This is a genomic window from Nocardia sp. Root136 (assembly GCF_001427185.1).
In the GTDB taxonomy this organism is placed as follows: Bacteria; Actinomycetota; Actinomycetes; order Mycobacteriales; family Mycobacteriaceae; genus Nocardia; species Nocardia salmonicida.
The window spans coordinates 151,170-171,213 of record NZ_LMFE01000014.1; the positions used below are offsets into that span (position 1 = coordinate 151,170).

Genomic DNA, 20,044 nt, shown 5'->3' on the forward strand with positions numbered 1-20,044 from the left:
TACTCAGCGCGCCGGGAAATGCCGGATGACGCCTTCCTGCACGGTGGTGGCGATCAATTCGCCGGTGCGTGAATAGAACCGGCCCGTCGCCAATCCGCGCGAACCCGCCGCGACCGGCGACTCGGTGGCGTAGAGAACCCACTCGTCGAAACGGAACGGGCGATGGAACCAGATCGAATGGTTCACCGTCGCCGCGAGAATTCGGTCCAGCCCCCACGACAAACCGTGCGTGGTGATGATCGAATCGAGCACGGTGGTGTCGGAGGAATAACCCAGCGCGGCGGTGTGCAGCAGCGGATCGGCGGGCAACGTGCCGTCGGTACGCATCCAGACGCGGTTGTGATTGAGCTTCTCGCCGGTGCCCTTGAGGATCCACGCCGGATCATTGGTGTAGCGCATGTCGATCGGGTGCGGCGCCTTGATGAACATCTCCAGCTTGTCCTCGAAGCCGGCGAAGCTCTCCTCCACCCGGGGCAGGGTTTCGGGATCGGGCACGTCGGGGCCCTCGTGGGAGTGCTCGAGGCCCTTGCCGAAGTCCTGGAACGCGGCCAGCATCACGAACAGTTCCTGGCCGTCCTGGCTGGCCGTCACCGTCCGGTTGGCCAGCGCGCGACCGTCACGGTGACGCTGCACGTGATACTCGATCGGCTTCTTCACATCGCCGCCGCGCACGAAATGCGCGTTGATCGCGTGCAGCGGCCGATCCCCCGCCGTACGACCGGCCGCGATGATGGCCTGCGAGACCAACTGCCCACCGAAGGTACGGCTCCACACCTTCTCCGGGTGCTTGCCGAGGAAGGTGTCCTCGCCGATCAACTCGAGGTCGAGCAGGTCGAGCAACACCCGCAGATCGGGTGTCGGCTCGCCCTGGGTGGTCTCGAGTTCGATCGAACTGTTCACTACTAGTGGTCCTCTTCGCCGATGCGGTGCACGTGGATCAGGTTGGTGGAACCGACGGTACCCGGAGGGGAACCGGCGACGATGACCACCAGGTCACCCTTGCGATAACGCTCCAGCGACAGTAGCGCCTGATCCACCTGGTGGATCATCGCGTCGGTGGTGTCCACCATCGGCACGATGAACGTCTCGGTGCCCCAGCTCAGCGTGAGCTGGCTGCGCACCTCCGGCATCGGGGTGAACGCCAGCAGCGGCAGCGGGGTGTGCAGACGCGCAAGGCGGCGCACGGTGTCACCGGACTGGGTGAACGCGACAAGGGCCTTGGCGTTGAGCCGCTCGCCGATATCGCGGGCGGCGTAGGAGATCACGCCGCGCTTGGTGCGCGGCACGTGGGTCAGCGGTGGTACCCGCGAGGTTTCGGTCTCGACCGCGGTCACGATGCGCGCCATGGTGCGCACCGCGTCGATCGGCCATGCGCCGACCGAGGTCTCACCCGACAGCATCACCGCGTCGGCGCCGTCGAGCACCGCGTTGGCGACATCGGAGGCTTCCGCGCGGGTGGGGCGCGAGTTCTCGATCATCGACTCCAGCATCTGGGTGGCGACGATGACCGGCTTGGCGTTCTCGCGCGCCATCTGGATCGCGCGCTTCTGCACCAGCGGCACCTGCTCGAGCGGCAGCTCCACACCGAGGTCACCGCGGGCGACCATCACCGCGTCGAAGGCCAGCACGATCGCCTCGAGGTTCTCGATCGCCTCCGGCTTCTCCAGCTTGGCGATCACCGGGACCCGACGGCCCACGCGGTCCATGATGTCGTGCACGAGTTCGATGTCGGACGGCGAGCGCACGAACGACAGCGCGATGAAGTCGACGCCCAAATCCAGGGCGAATTCCAGGTCGGCGATGTCCTTTTCGGACAGGGCGGGCACCGACACGTTCATGCCGGGCAGCGACAGGCCCTTGTTGTTGCTGACAGGGCCGCCCTCGGTTACCCGGCAGACGACATCGTTGCCCTCGACGGATTCCACCGTGAGGCCGACCTTGCCGTCGTCGACGAGCAGCCGGTCACCGGCCTTGGCGTCCTGGGCGAGCTCTTTGTAGGTGGTCGAGACACGGTCGTGGGTGCCGTCGACCTCGTCGACGGTGATCCGCACCTGCTCGCCGTTGGCCCACACGGTCTTGCCGTCGGCGAAGCGGCCGAGGCGGATCTTGGGGCCCTGGAGATCGGCGAGGATGCCGACCGCGCGGCCGGTCTCGTCGGAGGCCGCGCGAACCATCTTGTAGTTGTCGGCGTGGTCGGCGTGGTCGCCGTGGCTGAAGTTCAGCCGGGCCACATCCATGCCGCTTTCGACGAGCTCACGAATACGATCCTGGGTGGCAGTGGCCGGGCCCAAGGTGCACACAATCTTCGTCCGTCGCATCACGGCCCCTAGCCTAATGCTTGTCCGCCGCTCCGCGAATTTTGCCGGTCGGGGGGTTGTCCTCACCTATCAACCGGACCGGCGATTATCGACGGAACGGGGCCGAGCGTTCCCGATGAGTTACCCATGTGTTCACGAAATCACTTGTCATCGAACTGCTACGTGTCGGGAAAGCCTTGTCTCCAGACGGGTTTGGCCGAAGCCGAGAATCAGGCAGATCACCCAGTAGTAGAGGGCCGCGACGCCGTAGAGGGCGAAGAAGTCGAAGGTGGGCGCGGCGGCGAGCTGGGCAGTGCGCAGCAGTTCGGTGACCAGGATGGTCGAAGCCAGAGAAGTGTCCTTGACCAGCGAGATCAGCGTGTTCGACAGCGGGGGTACCGCGATCCGGGCGGCCTGCGGGAACACGATGTCCCAGAGCGTCTGGACATAGGACATGCCCAGCGATTGCGCGGCCTCCCACTGCCCGTGCGCCACGCTCATGATCGACGAGCGCACAACCTCGGCCGCGTATCCACCGACATTGAGGCTGAACGCGATCACCGCCGCCGGGAACGGATCGATGACGATCCCGAACTGCGGCAGGGCGTAGAACACGATGAACAACTGCACCAGCAGCGGGGTGCCGCGAATGATCGAGATGTAGAAGCGGGCAGGCAGAGACAGCACCCGCCGGGTCGACATCCGCGCCAGCGCGACACCCACCGCGATGGCCAGGCCGATGACGAAGCTGATGGCCGTGAGCGGCAACGTCATCGTCACCGTGGCCTTCAGCATCGGCACCAGGTTCTGCCGGATCAGCTCCCAGGTAGCCGGATCCATCCGCTATTTGCTGACGTCGGTGCCGAAGTACTTCTCCGACAGCCGAGCCAGGGTGCCGTCGGCCCGCAGCTCCGCGAGCGCCTTGTCGACATCGGTGATCAACGCGGTGTCGTCCTTGCGGGCGGCGAAGGCCTGCTTGCTGGTCTCGCCGGTCTGGGCCGCGACTTTGATGCCGGTGTCACCGGTCTTCTTGGTGTACTCGCCCACGGCGAGAGTGTCGTTGACGGTGGCGTCGACCCGACCGGCCTTCAGCAGCTGAACCGCCTGCACGAACCCTTCCACCGCTTCGACTTTCGCGCCCGCGCCCGCGGCGACCTTGCTCCAGTTACTGGTGGCCGACTGCGCGGTGGTCTTGCCCGCCAGGCTCGCCAGCGAGGTGATGGTGGTGTTGTCGGACTTGGTGACGATCACGCCCTCGGAAGTCGTATAGGGCTGCGACAGCGCGTACTTGGCCGTGCGCTCGGGGTTCACAGTGACCTGGTTGGCGACCAGATCGAAACGCTGGGACTCGAGACCTGCGAAGATCGAGTCCCAGGGGGTCTGCACGAATTCGACCCGCTTGCCGAGCTTCTCGCCGACCGCGCGAGCGACCTCGACGTCGTAGCCGGTGAGCGTGCCGCCCTCCTGGTAGCTGAACGGCGCGTAGGTGCCCTCGGTGCCGACCTTCAGCACATTCGGGTCCGAGGCGGACGAGCAGGCCGACAGTCCCGTCGCGGCGACGACAGCGAGTACGGCGGCAGCAATGAATTTGCGCACGGACATCCCTTTCTCCGCTGCGCGTATGGGGCACGCGCAGGCCCAGCGACGCTACGGCGCCGCCACAGACCGACACAGAGTATCGCTCACCGTGATCGCAATACCGGTGGGGAAACGCGAAAACGGGCGCTCCGCGTGAGCAGAGCACCCGTCTACATCCCCGTGTGGGCGAGCAATCACTCGCGCAGCGGGCGACCCTGCGCGTCGGGCACCTTGCCGGTGAGCATCATGATGCCGTCGATCAGCGGCCAGATGGCGCCGAGGCCACAGGTCAGCCAGGTGACCGCGATCTGGGCGATGCCGAGGCCGGTGTAGCCGAGGTAGAAGCGGCCGACACCGAAGCTGCCGAGGAAGATCTGCAGCAGACCGGCCATCAGCTTCTGCTTGTCCGAGAAGGGCACGCCGTACATGTCCCGGCCGTAGGGCGCTTCCGGATCGTTCGGGTTGTAGCCCTGCGGCATGGCCCCGTACGGCGCGGCACCGTAACCCGGCTGCGGCTGCTGGGCGTACGGGTCGGCGGGCTGACCGTACTGCGGCTGCGGCGCACCGTACTGCGGCTGGCCGTAGCCGGGCTGCGGCTGCTGGGCGTACGGATCGGAAGGCTGACCGTAGGCCGGCTGACCGTACTGCGGCTGCGAGCCGCTGTCCTGCGGCTTGCTCAGGTCAGGTCCGTACTGGGGATTGGGGTTGTAGGGGTCGGTCACTCATGTCCTCCATCATTCGTGCGGGTACCCATCGTGGCCCCCGGCCAGTGGCGATCAACCGAACGACGGTGCGCCCGCGACGATCACGCCGACATTGTTGCCGGTACTGCCCTGTGTTGTCTTGTCGGGTGCCACCGATCGGCGCTCGCCATACATTCGGAATATCGCGGCGGGCGTCCGCAATGTTGCCGGACGCCCGCCGAGTCGACGAAAACTGTCGTGGATCAGGACTTCTTCGCACCGGATTTCGTCGACTCCGCGGAGTCGTCGGTCGCGGAAGGAGATTCCTCGCCGGTCGCCTCCGCCGCGGCCTTCTCGTCGGCCTCATCACCCGAATCCTTTTCCACCGCAGCGGAATCCGACTTCTTCGTGACATCGACGGCCGCGGTCTCGGCGTCCGTCGCCACGGTGTCGTCGGCCGCACCGGCCGCCCGCAGCGCGGAGAACTGCCACGGCCAGGGGCGTGGCTCAGCATCGGGCTGCAGCTGCGCCGGTGTCTCGCGCCCCTTGGTCGCCAACGCGAAGTAGGCCATGGCGGCGAGGAAGACGAGTGCGGAGGTGAACGAGTTGATCCTGATGCCGAGAATGTGAGTGGCTTCGTCGTTGCGCAGCAGTTCGACGAAGAACCGGCCGAAGCTGTAGCCCGCGACATAGAGCGCGAACAGGCGACCGTGACCGATCTTGTAGCGCTTGTCGAGCAGCACCAGCGCGACGACGACCAGCGCGTTCCAGACGAGCTCGTAGAGGAACGTCGGCTGCACGACCTCGAGCACTCGCCCGGTCGACACCCCGTTCATCATGTCGCGCGCGCCGGTCTCCGGGTCGAACCGCTCGTAGATCTCCAGGCCCCACGGGACCTCGGTGGCGCGTCCGTAGAGCTCCTGATTGAAGTAGTTGCCGAGCCTGCCGATCGCCTGCGCCAGCAGCACTGCGGGCGCGACCGCGTCGCCGAGCGCGGGCAGCGGGATCTTGTACATCCGGCAGCCGATCCAGGCGCCGATGGCGCCGAAGAACACCGCACCCCAGATCCCGAGGCCGCCCTGCCAGATATAGAGCGCCTCGACGGGGTGCTTGCCCTCGCCGAAGTACTTCTGCCAGTCGGTGGCCACGTGATAGATCCGGCCGCCGACCAGGCCGAACGGCACCGCGAACATCGCGACATCGAGCACGGCGCCCGGCTGACCACCGCGCTCGCGCCACCGCCGTTCACCCCACCAGATGGCGACGACGATGCCGAGAATGATGAACAGTGCGTACGCCCGCAGCGGGAAGGGTCCGAGGTGCCAGACCCCCTGGGGCGGACTCGGAATGTAAGCCAGGACTGAGTTCACCCGGCCCACGTTAGTGGAGAGGCTTACGGGCGTGTTGCCGCGACCCGGACGGCGGACGACGGGCCGGTGACGAGCGATGGGCCCGGCCGCTGATCAACGGCCGGGCCCATCGTGCGACTCTCAGGAACGAACGGTCGCCGCGCGCACGCCTTCAGCTAGCTCGGCGGTCAGTGCGCGGACCGCGTCGAGGCCCTCGGGTACAGCCGAGACCAGCGCCGAACCGACGATGACGCCGTCGGCGTACGCGGCGATCTCGGCGGCCTGCGCACCCGAACGCACGCCGAGGCCGACGCCGATCGGGATGTCGGAGTGCGCGCGGATGCGCGAGCACAGCGCGGGCGCGGCCGAGGAGACCGCGTCGCGCGCACCGGTCACACCCATGGTCGAGGCCGCGTAGATGAAGCCACGCGAGGCCTCGAGGGTCTTGACCAGGCGCTCTTCGGTCGAGGACGGTGCGACCAGGAAGATGCGATCCAGGTTGTGGGTGGACGAGGCGACGAACCAGTCGTCGGCCTCGTCGGGAATCAGGTTCGGGGTGATCATCCCGGCGCCACCGGCCGCGGCCAGGTCGCGGGCGAAGGTGTCGACGCCGTAGCTGAGCACCGGGTTCCAGTAGCTCATCACCACGGCCTGACCACCGGCGTCGGCGATCGCCTCGACGACGGAGAACACGTCGCGTACGCGCACCCCGCTGCGCAGGGCCTGCTCGGCGGCGGCCTGGATGACCGGGCCGTCCATCACCGGATCGGAGTAGGCGACGCCCACTTCGACGATGTCGCACCCGGCTTCGACCAGCGCGCGACAGGCGGCGATGGATCCGGCGAGGTCGGGAAAGCCCGCGGGCAGGTACCCGATCAGGGCGGCCCGACCTTCGCTACGCGCGGCAGCGAAGGTGTTCGCGAGACGGGACTGCTGGCTCACTGCTTGTTCTCCTCGGCGGCATCGTCATCGAACAGGCCGAACCAGCGGCCCGCGGTGTCCATGTCCTTGTCGCCACGACCGGACAGGTTGACCAGGATGACCGCGCCCTCGCCGAGCTCGGAGCCCAGCTTCAGCGCGCCCGCCACCGCGTGCGCGGACTCGATCGCCGGGATGATGCCCTCGGTGCGCGAGAGCAGCAGCAGCGCGTCCATCGCCTCGGTGTCGGTGATCGGCCGGTATTCGGCGCGGCCGATGTCCTTGAGGTGGGCGTGCTCGGGGCCGACGCCCGGATAGTCCAGACCGGCCGAGATCGAATGCGATTCGATGGTCTGGCCGTCCTCGTCCTGCAGCAGGTACGAGTACGCGCCCTGGAACGCGCCGGGGGTGCCGCCGGTGAAGGTGGCCGCGTGCCGCCCGGTTTCGACGCCGTCACCGGCCGCTTCGAAACCGACGAGGCGCACGCCCGCGTCGGGAATGAACGCGTGGAAGATGCCGATGGCGTTGGAACCGCCGCCGACGCAGGCCACGACGGCATCGGGCAGCCTGCCCGCCTGCTCCGTGGTCTGGATCTGCTCGCGCGCTTCCAGACCGATCACGCGCTGGAAATCACGCACCAGCAGCGGGAACGGGTGCGGGCCCGCGGCGGTGCCGAAGCAGTAGAACGTGTCGTCGGCGTGGCTGACCCAGTCGCGCAACGCCTCGTTGATGGCGTCCTTGAGAGTCTGCGAACCCGAGGTCACCGGAATCACCTCGGCGCCGAGCAGCCGCATGCGGGCCACGTTCAGCGCCTGGCGGGCGGTGTCGACCGCGCCCATGTAGATCACGCAGTCGAGGCCGAGCAGCGCGCAGGCGGTGGCGGTCGCGACGCCGTGCTGGCCCGCACCGGTCTCGGCGATGACGCGGGTCTTGCCCATCCGCTTGGCGAGCAGGGCCTGGCCGAGCACATTGTTGATCTTGTGCGAGCCGGTGTGGTTGAGGTCCTCGCGCTTGAGGAAGATCCGCGCGCCACCGGCATGCGCGGCCAGCCCGGTGCATTCGAACACCGGCGAAGGACGGCCGGTGTAGTCGCGCTGCAACCGGTCGAGCTCGTCGAGGAAGGTGCGATCGGTGCGGATCTTGTCGTACTCGGCGGTGACCTCTTCGATCACGGCCATCAGCGCCTCGGGGACGTGGCGTCCGCCGTAGACGCCGAAGTGGCCACCCGCGTCGGGTTCGTAGTCGGAGTGCTGCGCGACACCGGCGCTCGCCGGGGGAAGCACCGTCACCGGATGCTCCGGCGAGCCGGCTTCGGGCAGGACGGGTGCGTGCCCGCGGTCACCAGTTCGGACACGGCCGAACGCGGGTTACCACTGGTCACCAGGCCCTCGCCGACGAGCACGGCATCGGCGCCCGCACCGGCGTAGGCCAGCAGGTCGGCGGTGCCGCGGATGCCGGACTCGGCCACCCGGATGACCTCGGAGGGCAGGCCGGGCGCGATCCGCGCGAACACATCGCGGTCGACCTCGAGGGTCTTGAGGTTGCGCGCGTTGATGCCGATCACCGTCGCACCGGCTTCGAGGGCGCGGTCGGCCTCTTCCTCGGTGTGCACCTCCACCAGGGCGGTCATGCCGAGGGATTCGGTGCGGTCGATCAGCGAGGCCAGCACGTCCTGTTCGAGCGCGGCCACGATCAGCAGGATCACGTCGGCGCCGTGGGCACGGGCCTCGTGGATCTGGTACGGACCGACGACGAAGTCCTTGCGCAGCACCGGGATGTTCACGGCGGCGCGCACGGCGTCGAGATCGTCGAGCGATCCGCCGAAGCGGCGGCCCTCGGTGAGCACGCTGATGATGCGCGCGCCCCCGTCTTCGTAGGCCTTGGCCAGCACGGCGGGATCGGGGATGTCGGCCAGCGCGCCCTTGGAGGGGCTGGCTCGCTTCACCTCGGCGATGACACCGATTCCGTCCTCGTGCAGCGCGGCGTGTGCGTCCAGCGGTCCCTTGACCGCGGCGGCAGCAGCTTTGATCGCTTGAAAATCGAGGAGGGCTTCGCGAGCGGCAACATCCGCTCGGACCCCGTCGAGAATCGAGTCGAGTACCGTCATCTGGCTCGAATCCTTTCTGGGGAGACGCACTTCTCGCCCGAGAGTCCCCTCAGGCGCTGTCTCACCGATGCTGGTAAAGAATAAATGCCCGTCGCGCGTGTCACTGCGGCGGGGGTGCTGCCGGTCACTTGTTTCCCTCGGCCGGACGCTGGTCGGCGCCCGAGGTGTCGGAGGTGTCGGTCGGGTCGGTGCCCGCGTCGAGCGCGTCCCACAGCACCCGGTCCGACAGTGGCGCCGCGGTTCCGGTCTCCGTGTTCTGCTTGCTCACCGCGGCGCTGGCGTCGGCCTTACGGAACACGGGGTTGTCGTATCTGTCGGAGACCTCGGCGCGTTCACCGGGGCGACGGGTGAGCAGGATGCCCGCGGCCAGTGCCAGGCTCGCCGCGAAGATCGACAGGATCGCGGGGGCGAGATGCGTCTCGGCGGAGCTGACCACCGCGCGCACCGGCAGCTCGGCCAGCGTGCCCGCCCGTTCGGCGGTCCTGCCCGCGCCGACGGCCAGCGCGAAGCCCGGCACCGCGGCGGCCGCGGCCACCACCGAGATCACCACCCCGAGCAGCTGACGCAGCACGCCCTTGACCGCGAAGACCGCCGCGATCGAGGCGACCAGCACCAGCGCGAGCGGGGTGAGCGCGCCGAACCACACGCCACCGTTGAGGTCGTCGGTGCGCGGTTCGGTGAGACCGTCGGCCGAGTGCACCGTCACCCACGTCATCCGCGAGGACGCCCACAGACCGGCGGCCGCCAGCGCGAGCAACACGACCGGAACGATCGGCTTCGCCGTCGGGGCGGGCGTGGCGCCCGTCCCCGGCACGTCGGCGTCAGTCGCGTCGACCGACCGTCCGGTGTCGTCTTCTCCTGGGGTGGCCGTCACAGGGCCCCGCCTTCGTAGGTGTGCAGGGTCTGCGCCGCCGCGATCGCCTTGAGCACCGCCATGGCCTTGTTGCGGGCCTCGGTGTCCTCGGCGATCGGGTCGGAGTCGGCGACCACGCCCGCGCCCGCCTGGACATAGGCGGTGCCGTCCTTGAGCAGGGCGGTGCGGATGGCGATGGCGGTGTCGGCGTCACCGGCGAAGTCGAGGTAGCCGACCACGCCGCCGTAGATGCCCCGACGGGTCGGTTCCAGCTCCTCGATCAGTTCCATCGCCCGCACCTTCGGCGCCCCCGACAGCGTGCCGGCGGGGAAGCAGGCCCGCACCGCGTCGAGCGCGTCCTTGCCCTCGGCGAGCAGCCCGGACACCGTCGAGACCAGGTGCATCACGTGGCTGTACCGCTCCACGTGGCGGTACTGGGTGACCTTCACCGTGCCGGGACGGCAGACCCGACCGAGATCGTTGCGACCGAGGTCGACGAGCATCAGGTGCTCGGCGTTCTCCTTCTCGTCGGCGAGCAGATCCTTCTCGAGCAGGATGTCGTCCTCGGCACTGTCGCCACGCCAGCGGGTGCCCGCGATCGGATGTGTCGTGGCCACCCCGTCTTTCACGGTGACCAGCGATTCCGGACTCGATCCGACGATGGAGAACGCGGTGCCGCCCACGCCGTCGGGGATGTGCATCAGATACATGTACGGGCTCGGATTCGAGGCCCGCAGCATCCGGTAGACCGCGAGCGGGGACCCGGTGTAATCCATTTCGAAGCGCTGCGAGAGCACCACCTGGAACGCCTCGCCCGCCTCGATCTCCTTGATCAGGCGGCGCACGCCCGCACCGAATTCCTCGGTGGTGCGCCTGCGCAGGAACTGCGGTTCGGGCTGTTCGAAGACCGACACCGTCGAGGGCGCCGGGGTGGCCAGCGCGGCGGTCATCCGGTCGAGCCGGGCGACGGCGTCGTCGTAGGCGGCGTCGACGCGGGAGTCGGTGCCGTCCCAGTTCACCGCGTTGGCGATGAGGGTGATCGCGCCCTCGTGGTGATCGAACGCGGCCAGGTCGGTGGCCAGCATGAGCACCAGTTCGGGAACTCGCAGATCGTCGGCGGCGAGCTCGGGCAGCCGTTCGATCCGGCGCACCGCGTCGTAGCCGAGAAAGCCGACCATGCCGCCGGTGAGCGGCGGTAGACCGGGCAGCCGTTCGGTGCGCAGCAGTTCGAGCGTCTCGTGCAGCACGCGCAGCGGGTCACCGCCGGTGGGTGCGTCGGCGGGCACCGTGCCAAGCCAGGCGGCTTCACCGTCGACGACGGTGAGCGCGGACGGGCTGCCCGCGCCGATGAACGACCAGCGCGACCACGAACGCCCGTTCTCCGCGGATTCGAACAGGAAGGTCCCCGGCCGGTCACCGGCCAGTTTGGAATAGGCCGAGAGCGGAGTTTCGGAGTCCGCCAGCACCTTTCGGGTCACCGGGACGACCCGGTGCTCGGCGGCGAGCAGCCGGAACTGTTCGCGGGTCGTGGTGGTTGGTGTCGACGCGCCCTGCATGAGCCCATCATCCCAGGCGTGCCGTCGCCGACGCGCGCGGACCCGACCCCGCGCCGAATCGGGCGGTGACCGGCATCACTACACTCTCGCGCGTTCCATGTCGCATGCGGTAACCCCCTTTCCGAGAGGAGCAATGTTGTACCCCTCGCACCAGGGCGCACAGGACGGCCGGCTGGCTGTCCCGTCGCAGCAGCACTACGGTCCCGGCCAGCAGGCGGTGTCCACGAGCGCGATCAACTCGTTCGTCACCTACGCCAAGGCCATCCAGGACCTCGACAAGAAGAACTTCCCCGACGAGTACGCCGGGCACAGCGATCGCATCCGTGAGCTGGAACCACTGCTGCGCGCGCACGGCATCCTCGACGTGATGCAGATCCGCAATCCCGACATCGCGGCGCTGCTCGACCAGTAGGCCGCGAAGATCCCCGCTCGTCTCCGTGAGCGGGGATCTTCCTTCGTGGGCCGCTGATCGTTACTGTCTGGGCATGCAGCCAGGCCAGCGCGCTCCGCAGTTCGAGCTCCCCGATCAGTCCGCCCAGCTCCGCACGCTCGACGGCTTGCTCGCCGACGGCCCGGTGGTGCTGTTCTTCTACCCCGCCGCCAATACCCCGGTGTGCACCGCGGAAGCCTGCCACTTCCGTGATCTGAGCGGCGAGTTCGCCGCGCTCGGCGCCGCGTGTGTCGGCATCAGCACCGACAGCACCGAGGTGCAGGCCGGTTTCGCCACCAAGCAGCGCCTCGATTACCCCGTGCTGTCCGATCACGACGGCGCGGTGGCCGCCGAATTCGGCGTGAAGCGTGGACTGCTCGGCAAGCTCGCCCCCGTCAAACGGCATACCTTCGTCATCGACACCGACCGCACGATCCTGAAGATCATCACCGGCGAACTGCGCGCGGCCGTGCACGCCGACGAAGCACTGGCTTTCCTGCGCGAACGCAGCCACACCCCGGAGTAGCGCCGATCGACGAATCGCCGGGCGACGGATCGACGCCCGGCGACCTCGACGCACTTACGCTGGCCAGATGACAACCGGCGAGGTGCAGTCGAGCGGTCAGAAATCCACGGCCGTCATCTGGCGCAACCGGGCGATCATGGCGCTCGCCACGGTGGTGGTGCTGGTGATCGCCTACTTCGTTCTTTCCTCGTTCATCCCCCGATGGTGGGCACAGCGACTGGCCAACACTGTGCACGGCAGTTTCAGCTCGGGCATCTGGTGGGGTCTGGTCTACGGGTTCGTGTTCACCCTGCTGCCACTGCTGCTGCTGATATTCGCGGTGCGGGTCTGGAAGCGCAAGGGCGGCAAGTTCATGGCGGGCGCGGCGGTGATCGTCGCGCTGGCCTGCTCGCTGCCGAATCTGATGACCTTGACGATCGTGCTCGGTGGCAACAATGCCGCACACGCCGGTCAACGCATTCTGGATGTGGACGCACCGGCCTTCCGCGGCGCCTGCCTGGTCGGCGCCATCATCGCGGCGGTGGTGTTCGCACTGGCGCTCGCCCTGCTGGGCAAGCGTGGATTCAGCCGTCACAAGGCCGCCAAGGCCGCCGCCCAGGCGCCGGAGCCTGTCACCCCGCCGATGACCGGCGATCGATAGCCTTCACGCACACCCCCGCGGTGATGTGAGTGACCTCACGACCACCGCCAACTCGCGGACGCCACAGCGACGTCGTGGCAAACTCTTTCTTGTGAGCGCCCAACTCCACCATGTCCGCCGTCCGGCCGCGAGGCAGTCACGGCGATGACTCAGTGGCTCGACCCCGTCGAACAACGCGCATGGCAGGCGATCGTCGCGCTCATGACCCGGATTCCCGGCGCGTTGGACACCCGGCTGCAACGCGAGTCCGGGCTCACCCATTTCGAATTCCGCGTGCTCAGCGCGCTCTCGGAGGAGCCGGGCCATCGTCTGCAGTTGAGTGATCTCGCCCACAAGGCAAATGCGTCGCTATCGAGACTGTCGCATGTGGTGTCGAAGCTGGAACGACTCGGCTGGGCCCGCCGCGACACCACCGCGGGTCGACGCGGAGTGCACGCGGTACTCACCGACGCGGGCTTCGAAAAGGTGATCGAGGCCGCCCCCGGCTATGTCGACGCCGTGCGCAGGCTCGTGCTCGACGGTCTCACCGATCAGCAGACCGCGCAACTGGCGGTGTTCGGAGAAACTCTGTCCGACCGGCTGAATCGAATCCTCGCCGAAGACGGCGACTAGTCCGCGGCGAGCAGGACGTCGGCGTCGAAGCAGGTGTGGGTGCCGGTGTGGCAGGCCGCGCCTTCCTGATCGACGATCAGCAGCAGCGTGTCGCCGTCGCAATCGAGGCGCACCTCGTGCACGTACTGGGTGTGCCCCGAGGTCTCGCCCTTGACCCAGTACTGCTGCCGCGAGCGCGAATAGTAGGTCGCCCGACGGGTGTGCAGCGTGCGGGCCAGCGCCTCGTCGTCCATCCACGCCATCATCAGCACGTCACCGGTCGCCTTCTCCTGCGCGATCGCGGCGATCAGTCCGTCCTCGGTGCGCTTGAGGCGGGCGGCGATGGCAGGGTCGAGGCTCATGCCTCGTTTATAACAGCAGCCAGTTCGATGGCCACCAGCAGTTCGACGAGGTCGTTCACGCTGCGCACATTGCGACCGGTGAGCTCCTGGATCCGGCCGAGGCGGTACTTGGCCGTATTGAGGTGGATGTGGAGGGTATCGGCGGCCTCGCGCAGATTCATGTCGGCGGCGGCGAACGCGCGGATCGTCTCGGCCAAGGTCCCGCCGCGAACACGGTCCTCGGCCAGTGCGCTGCCGATGCGCGGGTCGACCAGCTGGCGGGTCGTGTCATCGGCACGCAGGAGCAGGTATTTGAACGGCGTGATCTGCGGCAACGCGAGTACCCCACCCCCTTCGGGCAGGAGCTCGAGCGCGGCCTGCGCCTGCCGGTAGGCGCGGGGAATCTGGGCGACCTCGGTCACCGTGGTGCTCACCCCGATGGCAAGCGTGATGCCCTCGGCGCCCAGTTCGTCCTGCATCGCGCGCAGCCGCTCGCACAGTCCGTCGGCCGCGACGCCCGCACCGAGCGCGGGCACTGCGACGATCTCGGAACCGCGCACCACCGACAGGGTCCGCAATCCGTTGACCGTGCACCGCGCCAGCGCCGCGGATACCAATTGCTTTGCCTGAAGCAGACTTTCGGACGAGTCCTCGCCCCGATCCAGGACCACCGCGGTGACGACGACCACCGGCGTGGCGCGTTCGGCCCCGATGCCGTGCGCGGTGGCCACCGACAGGTGCGGACCGCTCGCGGGCAGCGCGCCGTCGAGCAACGCGTCCATCAGAGCCTGCGAGTCGCGCCCCGATTCGGCGGCCACGTACTGCTGGAATTCCAGATACGCGTCGGTGGCCTGGGTACTGATCAGATCGGTGTAGCGCGCCAGCGGTCCAGCTAGCGACAGCACGGCCGCGCGACCGGCCTCGGAATCGCCCGCGTGCGCGAGCAGCGATTTCCAGATGGCCCGCTGGCCGAGACGGAACGCGGCGATGTAGTCGACCAGCGGCAGCCCGGTGCGGGCCCGCCGCGCCGCCGCCTGCCGGGCATAGGCGACGTCGGACGGGCAGACCCGACGGTGCTCGAGCAACGCGCCGAGCCCCGTGCGGCTCAGCCGGGCGAGCTGATCGTGCACGTCATCGAGCAGGCCGGGACCCGCGGTGGCGTAGCCGGGCAGCTCGGCGCGGATCTTGGCCATCACATCGTCGGCGATCTCGTCGGCGTGGTCGTAAGCGGCGCCCGCTATCCGGTGACGCTCGGCCCGCACCTGATCGGACTCGGTCGAAACGGATAAAAGTGATCCAGCTGACATATTTCGGGAGTGTGCATGCAACGCGCCCACAGTGTCAACCACGTCACACTGTCCGCAGCGGACGAGCACCGGCCGAGTTTCTTGGTCCGCAACGTCCGATGTGGGCTCCGACCTGCGGTCTTAGTGTTCTTCACATGCTCGAGATAACCAACCTGACGGTGCGCTTCGGCGGCATCACCGCTTTACAGGACGTCGGGTTCACGGTCGCTCCCGGCGAGATGGTCGGCCTGATCGGACCCAACGGCGCCGGCAAGACCACCCTGTTCAACTGCATGACCCGGCGCAACCGGCTGACGTCGGGCACCATGCGTTACCTCGACACCGATCTGTCCACGGTGCGGCCCGACGCGCTGGCCACGCTCGGTATCGCCCGCACGTTCCAGAACCTCGGTCTGTTCCCCCGCCTCTCGGTGCGCGAGAACGTCCTCGTCGGCGCGCACCACCGGGCCTGCGCGGGCTTCGTTTCAGCCGGACTGCGGTTGCCGAAGGTCCGCAAGGAGGAAAAGCTGCTGCGCGCCGAGGCCGACGAACTGCTCGAACGCCTCGACCTGACCGCGGTCGCCGACCACCCGGCCTCCGGCCTGCCGTTCGGCACCCTCAAACGCATCGAACTCGCCAGGGCGCTGGCGGTGCGGCCACAGCTGCTGCTGCTCGACGAACCGGTGAACGGCTTGAGCCACGGGGAAGTGGACGAATTCGCCGCCCGCCTGCGCGGCCTGCAAGCCGACCTCGCGCTCACCGTGATCGTCGTCGAACACCACATGGGTTTCGTGATGGGCACCTGCGATCGGGTGATCTGCCTCGAGTTCGGCCAGGTGATCGCCGAGGGCAAACCCGAAGCGGTGCAGCAGGATCCGGCCGTCATCCGCGCATACCTGGGAGCTTCGGCATGAGCGAGCACTGGCCGACGGCCGACAACGCGTTTCTGACGGTCACCGATCTGCATGCCGGTTACGGTGCGGCGAAAGTCCTGCACGGCGTCAGCTTCTCGGTCGAGCAGGGCACCGTGTGCGCGATCCTCGGCCCCAACGGCGCAGGCAAGACCACCCTGCTGCGCGCACTGTGCGGAATGATCAAGGTCCGCGGCAGCCTGGTCCTCGACGGTGACGAAGTATCCGGTCGCGCACCGGAATCGATGGCGCGCCTCGGTGTCGCCCATGTCCCCGAAGGACGCGGCACCTTCGCCCCGCTCACCGTCGAAGAGAACCTGCGTCTCGGCGCCTACACCCGCCGTGACCGCGCCGCCGTCGACACCGACCTGCGCCGCGTCTACGACTACTTCCCGATCCTGCGCGACAAACAGCGCGACGCCGCGGGCGGCCTGTCCGGCGGCCAGCAGCAGATGCTCGCCATCGGCCGGGCGCTGATGCTGCGGCCACGCATGCTGCTGCTCGACGAACCCTCGCTCGGCCTCTCACCGCTGGTCACCCAGGAGTTGTTCGGGATCGTCGCCACCATCAACGAAGAGGAACGCACCACGGTGATCGTCGTCGAACAGAACGCCCATCTGGCGCTCAGTGTCGCCCAGCAGGCGCACGTCCTGGAAACCGGGCGCATCGTGTTGTCGGGCACCGCCGAGCAGATCAGGGCCGATGAGCAGGTCACCCGCTCCTACCTGGGAATCCAGGTGAAGCCGTGATCGAATTCCTGCAGCAACTCGTCGAGGGCCTGTCCGCGGGCGCTATCTACGCGGGTCTCGCGCTGGCGCTGGTGCTCATCTACCGATTCACCGGGATCGTCAATTTCGCCCAGGGCGAGCTGGCCATGTTCTCGGCGTTCCTGGCCTGGCAGCTGAGCCAGACCATGCCGTTCTGGGCGGCGCTGATCCTCACCCTCACCATCTCGTTCGCCGGCGGCATGCTGATCGAACGGGTGGTGATCCGTCCGGTCGAGGGCGCACCCGAGATCACCCTGGTGATCGTCACCGTCGGACTGTTCTTCACCATCAACGCCACCGCGGGCTGGATCTGGTCGTATCAGACCAAATCGTTCCCGAATCCCTTCCCGGAGGGGGCTCTCCGTGGTGGCGGCCTGAGTGTGGGCTACGGCAGTCTCGGCGTCCTGCTCGTTGTCGCCGTGGTCATGGCGCTGCTGTATCTGCTGTTCCGCTACACCAGGATCGGACTCGCGATGCGGGCGGTGGCGTGTAACCCGCAGTCGGCCAAACTCGTCGGCATCCGGGTCGGCACCGTACTCGCGCTCGGCTGGGGACTGGCCGCGCTGGTCGGATCGGTGTCGGGCGTGCTGTCGGCGCCGCTGCTGTTCCTCGAACCCAACATGATGGGCGGAGTCCTCATCTACGCCTTCGCGGCGGCGACGCTGGGTGGGTTCGACTCCCCCGGCGGCGCGGTGGCAGGCGGTCTGATCGTCGGCGTCGCCGAAACCCTCACCGGCGCTTACGTCGACGCGATCGGCACCGAACTCAAGATCGGTGTGCCGCTGGTGATCATCCTGGGCGTGCTGTTGCTGCGCCCGCAAGGTCTGTTCGGACACGCGGCGGTGGAAAGAGTATGAGCGAAGTGAACATTGCGGCTACGCCTTCGGCAACGCCTGTCGCGACACCGGAACCGAAACCGAAACCGCACCGACTGACGACGCTGCGCTGGCCGCTCGTCGCGACGGCCGGAGTTCTCCTGCTGGCCTGCGTCGCCCCCTTCCAGTTGGTGCCCTTCCACACCTTCCAGCTGGCCATGGCGATGATCTACGCGGTCACCCTGCTCGGGCTGAACCTGCTGGTCGGCCACACCGGCCAGATCTCGCTCGGCCACGGCGCCTTCTTCGCGGTCGGCGCCTACACCGCCGCGATCGCGATGGAGCGCTGGGACATACCGTATTTCGCGACCATCCCGATCGCCGCGGCCATCGCCTTCGTTCTCGGTTTCGCACTCGGCGTCCCGGCGCTGCGACTGCGCGGGCTGTACCTGGCCCTGGTCACCCTGGCCATCGCGATCTTCCTGGTCCCCCTGCTCAAGCGGTTCGACGGACTCACCGGCGGCTCGATGGGACTCGTCGTCGACAAGCCGGTGCCGCCCGCGTGGACCGGCCTCGCCGAGGACCAGTGGCTGTATTTCCTGGCGCTGGCCACCACCGTGCTCAGCTTCGTGCTGGTCGCCGGGATGCTGCGCTCGCGAGTCGGGCGGGCACTGCACGCGATGCGCGACAACGAGATCGCCGCCGAGGTGCTCGGGGTGAACCTGGCGCACTACAAGACGCTCGCCTTCGCCTGGAGCGCGCTGCTGGCCGGTGTGGCCGGCTGTGTCTACACCTGGGTGATCGCGTTCGTCTCGCCCGACTCGTTCGCGCTGACGTTGTCGGTCACGCTGCTGGCCGGGCTGGTCGTCGGCGGGCTCGGCACCACCTGGGGCCCGCTGCTGGGCGGACTGTTCGTGATGTTCGTGCCCAGCTTCGCCCAGGACGTCAACCAAGCCGCACCCGGCGTCATCTTCGGACTGCTGATCATCGCGGTCATGTACCTCGCGCCCAAGGGATTGGCCGGCCTGGCCACCCAGTGGACGCAATGGCTCGGACATCGTGTCCGGAAAGGGAAAACTCATGCGCACTAGGGCAATCCGCTCCATCGGTGTAACGGCCGCGCTTCTCGCGACCCTCACCGCGTGTGGTGGTCGCGGCGAGGAGACCGGCTCCGTCGGTCAAGGCGACTGCCAGGGTCAGCAGACCACCGGAATCACCGACACCACCATCAAACTCGGCGGGGCGTACCCGCTGTCGGGTCCGGCCTCGGCCTACAGCGAGGTACCCAAGGGCGCCAAGGCCTACTTCGACTACATCAACGCCGAGCAAGGCGGCATCGACGGACGCAAAGTCGACTACATCGTCCGCGACGACGGCTACCAGCCGCCCAAGACCGTCGAGGAGACCCGCCGCCTGGTCGAACAGGACCAGGTGTTCGCGGTATTCCAAACCCTGGGCACGGCAACCTCTTCGGCGGTCACCGACTACCTCAACCAGCGCAAGGTGCCCCAGGTCTTCGTCGCCACCGGGGCGAACAAATTCGGTGCGGGCACCGAGCACCCGTGGACCATCGGCTGGCAGCCCAGCTACCGCACCGAGGGTCTGGCCTACGCGCAGTACGTGAAGGCGCAGCGGCCGAACGCCACCGTGGCGGTGCTCTATCAGAACGACGACTTCGGCAAGGACCTGCTCGCGGCGTTCACCGAGGGCGTCGCCGGCAGCGGGGTGAAGGTGATCGCCGAGCAGAGTTTCGAGGTCACCGACCCCACCGTCGACGCCCAGGTGCGCAACCTGGCCAACTCCAAAGCCGATGTGCTGCTGAACTTCTCGACGCCGAAGTTCGCCTCGCAGGCGCTGGCCGCCGATGTGCGCAACGCCGACTGGAATCCGTTGCACGTGCTCGCCGTGGTCTCCAACACCATGGCCACCCTGCGTCCGGTGGGCCTGCCCAATGTCCAGGGCACGGTGACCGCGGCATTCCTCAAGGACGCCGCCGACCCGCGCTGGGCCTCCGACGCGGGTATGCAGGCCTACCGATCCAAGCTGGCGCAGTACGCCCCCGGCGCCGATCCCGAGAACCAGCACGCCATGGCCGGATGGACGATGGCCGAGAGCTTCCGCAAGACCATGGAAGCGGCGAAGTGCCCGACGCGAGAGGGCCTGCGTGACGCGATGCGCTCGCTCGACAACGTCTCCGCCGACCTGATGCTGCCCGGCATCTCGATGAAAACCGGTGCCGACGACGGCTATCCGCTCCAGGCCGTCGGTATCCAGACCTTCGTCGGCGAGCACTGGTCGCTGACCGACGGCGGCCTGATCGACACCAGCGGCAAGTAGTCGCCCCTCGACGTTGCGCAGCGCAGCCCAGCGTGCGCGGCTTTTCGAAATATCCGAAC

Annotated in this window: 22 protein-coding genes; 9 read left to right on the forward strand and 13 right to left on the reverse strand. The window is 67.9% G+C overall.

Features of this window, described 5'->3' with window-relative positions; genetic code table 11:
• Window positions 1-3: 3 nt before the first annotated feature.
• The 11 genes from ASD42_RS32990 to ASD42_RS33040 form a co-directional block, all read right to left on the reverse strand.
• Window positions 4-900 carry an acyl-CoA thioesterase gene (locus ASD42_RS32990; RefSeq protein ID WP_235569919.1) on the reverse strand — a complete coding sequence of 299 codons (897 nt, stop codon included), beginning with the start codon at window positions 898-900 and terminating at the stop codon, window positions 4-6.
• 2 nt (window positions 901-902) lie between these two features.
• Complete coding sequence (gene pyk / locus ASD42_RS32995; protein ID WP_131816701.1) at window positions 903-2,321, reverse strand: pyruvate kinase; 1,419 nt, start codon at window positions 2,319-2,321, stop codon at window positions 903-905.
• A gap of 144 nt (window positions 2,322-2,465) precedes the next feature.
• On the reverse strand, window positions 2,466-3,137 hold the full coding sequence (locus ASD42_RS35570; protein ID WP_056824623.1) for an amino acid ABC transporter permease: 672 nt from the start codon (window positions 3,135-3,137) through the stop codon (window positions 2,466-2,468).
• 3 nt (window positions 3,138-3,140) lie between these two features.
• Window positions 3,141-3,899, reverse strand: a complete 759-nt coding sequence (locus tag ASD42_RS35575; protein ID WP_174562658.1) for an amino acid ABC transporter substrate-binding protein — start codon at window positions 3,897-3,899, stop codon at window positions 3,141-3,143.
• Between the two features lie 170 nt (window positions 3,900-4,069).
• Window positions 4,070-4,597: a TM2 domain-containing protein gene (locus ASD42_RS35665; RefSeq protein ID WP_056824628.1), complete on the reverse strand. Its 528-nt coding sequence runs from the start codon at window positions 4,595-4,597 to the stop codon at window positions 4,070-4,072.
• Between the two features lie 224 nt (window positions 4,598-4,821).
• Window positions 4,822-5,928, reverse strand: coding sequence for a prolipoprotein diacylglyceryl transferase (lgt, locus tag ASD42_RS33015; protein WP_235569920.1), 1,107 nt, complete (start codon window positions 5,926-5,928; stop codon window positions 4,822-4,824).
• Between the two features lie 120 nt (window positions 5,929-6,048).
• Complete coding sequence (gene trpA / locus ASD42_RS33020; protein WP_056824633.1) at window positions 6,049-6,849, reverse strand: tryptophan synthase subunit alpha; 801 nt, start codon at window positions 6,847-6,849, stop codon at window positions 6,049-6,051.
• On the reverse strand, window positions 6,846-8,114 hold the full coding sequence (gene trpB, locus ASD42_RS33025; protein ID WP_174551987.1) for a tryptophan synthase subunit beta: 1,269 nt from the start codon (window positions 8,112-8,114) through the stop codon (window positions 6,846-6,848). The genes trpA and trpB overlap by 4 nt, the downstream gene beginning before the upstream one ends.
• Window positions 8,111-8,932 (reverse strand): indole-3-glycerol phosphate synthase TrpC, encoded by an 822-nt coding sequence (gene trpC, locus ASD42_RS33030; RefSeq protein WP_056824640.1) that lies wholly within the window; start codon window positions 8,930-8,932, stop codon window positions 8,111-8,113. The genes trpB and trpC overlap by 4 nt, the downstream gene beginning before the upstream one ends.
• A gap of 124 nt (window positions 8,933-9,056) precedes the next feature.
• Complete coding sequence (locus tag ASD42_RS33035) at window positions 9,057-9,806, reverse strand: TIGR02234 family membrane protein (protein ID WP_327154046.1); 750 nt, start codon at window positions 9,804-9,806, stop codon at window positions 9,057-9,059.
• A complete protein-coding gene (locus ASD42_RS33040; RefSeq protein WP_056824647.1) occupies window positions 9,803-11,341 on the reverse strand; it encodes an anthranilate synthase component I in 1,539 nt (512 codons plus the stop codon). The genes ASD42_RS33035 and ASD42_RS33040 overlap by 4 nt, the downstream gene beginning before the upstream one ends.
• A 133-nt stretch (window positions 11,342-11,474) precedes the next feature.
• Between ASD42_RS33040 and ASD42_RS33045 the strand changes: the two genes are divergently transcribed.
• The 4 genes from ASD42_RS33045 to ASD42_RS33060 all read left to right on the forward strand — a co-directional run bounded on the left by ASD42_RS33045 (window position 11,475) and on the right by ASD42_RS33060 (window position 13,549).
• Complete coding sequence (locus ASD42_RS33045) at window positions 11,475-11,753, forward strand: hypothetical protein (RefSeq protein WP_056824651.1); 279 nt, start codon at window positions 11,475-11,477, stop codon at window positions 11,751-11,753.
• Window positions 11,754-11,826: 73 nt separating this feature from the next.
• A complete protein-coding gene (locus ASD42_RS33050) occupies window positions 11,827-12,297 on the forward strand; it encodes a peroxiredoxin (RefSeq protein WP_056824653.1) in 471 nt (156 codons plus the stop codon).
• Window positions 12,298-12,364: 67 nt separating this feature from the next.
• Window positions 12,365-12,937, forward strand: coding sequence for a hypothetical protein (locus ASD42_RS33055; RefSeq protein ID WP_056824656.1), 573 nt, complete (start codon window positions 12,365-12,367; stop codon window positions 12,935-12,937).
• Window positions 12,938-13,081: 144 nt separating this feature from the next.
• Entirely contained in the window at window positions 13,082-13,549 is a 468-nt protein-coding gene (locus tag ASD42_RS33060; RefSeq protein WP_056824659.1) for a MarR family winged helix-turn-helix transcriptional regulator, read from the forward strand.
• Here the strand turns inward: ASD42_RS33060 and hisI are convergent.
• Together hisI and ASD42_RS33070 are read right to left on the reverse strand one after the other, a co-directional pair.
• Window positions 13,546-13,890, reverse strand: coding sequence for a phosphoribosyl-AMP cyclohydrolase (gene hisI, locus ASD42_RS33065; protein WP_056824662.1), 345 nt, complete (start codon window positions 13,888-13,890; stop codon window positions 13,546-13,548). The genes ASD42_RS33060 and hisI overlap by 4 nt on opposite strands.
• Complete coding sequence (locus tag ASD42_RS33070; protein ID WP_056824665.1) at window positions 13,887-15,176, reverse strand: PucR family transcriptional regulator; 1,290 nt, start codon at window positions 15,174-15,176, stop codon at window positions 13,887-13,889. Before ASD42_RS33070 ends, hisI begins: the two co-directional genes overlap by 4 nt.
• 134 nt (window positions 15,177-15,310) lie before the next feature.
• On the opposite strand from ASD42_RS33070, the gene ASD42_RS33075 reads away from it, so the two are divergent.
• The 5 genes from ASD42_RS33075 to ASD42_RS33095 are packed head-to-tail and all read left to right on the forward strand — an operon-like array spanning window position 15,311 to window position 19,985.
• Window positions 15,311-16,069, forward strand: coding sequence for an ABC transporter ATP-binding protein (locus ASD42_RS33075; RefSeq protein ID WP_056824668.1), 759 nt, complete (start codon window positions 15,311-15,313; stop codon window positions 16,067-16,069).
• Window positions 16,066-16,815, forward strand: a complete 750-nt coding sequence (locus ASD42_RS33080; RefSeq protein WP_056824671.1) for an ABC transporter ATP-binding protein — start codon at window positions 16,066-16,068, stop codon at window positions 16,813-16,815. Before ASD42_RS33075 ends, ASD42_RS33080 begins: the two co-directional genes overlap by 4 nt.
• Window positions 16,812-17,690 carry a branched-chain amino acid ABC transporter permease gene (locus tag ASD42_RS33085; RefSeq protein ID WP_056824674.1) on the forward strand — a complete coding sequence of 293 codons (879 nt, stop codon included), beginning with the start codon at window positions 16,812-16,814 and terminating at the stop codon, window positions 17,688-17,690. The genes ASD42_RS33080 and ASD42_RS33085 overlap by 4 nt, the downstream gene beginning before the upstream one ends.
• Window positions 17,687-18,739 carry a branched-chain amino acid ABC transporter permease gene (locus ASD42_RS33090; RefSeq protein WP_056824677.1) on the forward strand — a complete coding sequence of 351 codons (1,053 nt, stop codon included), beginning with the start codon at window positions 17,687-17,689 and terminating at the stop codon, window positions 18,737-18,739. Before ASD42_RS33085 ends, ASD42_RS33090 begins: the two co-directional genes overlap by 4 nt.
• On the forward strand, window positions 18,729-19,985 hold the full coding sequence (locus tag ASD42_RS33095; RefSeq protein WP_056824680.1) for an ABC transporter substrate-binding protein: 1,257 nt from the start codon (window positions 18,729-18,731) through the stop codon (window positions 19,983-19,985). Before ASD42_RS33090 ends, ASD42_RS33095 begins: the two co-directional genes overlap by 11 nt.
• The last annotated feature ends 59 nt before the right edge of the window (window positions 19,986-20,044 follow it).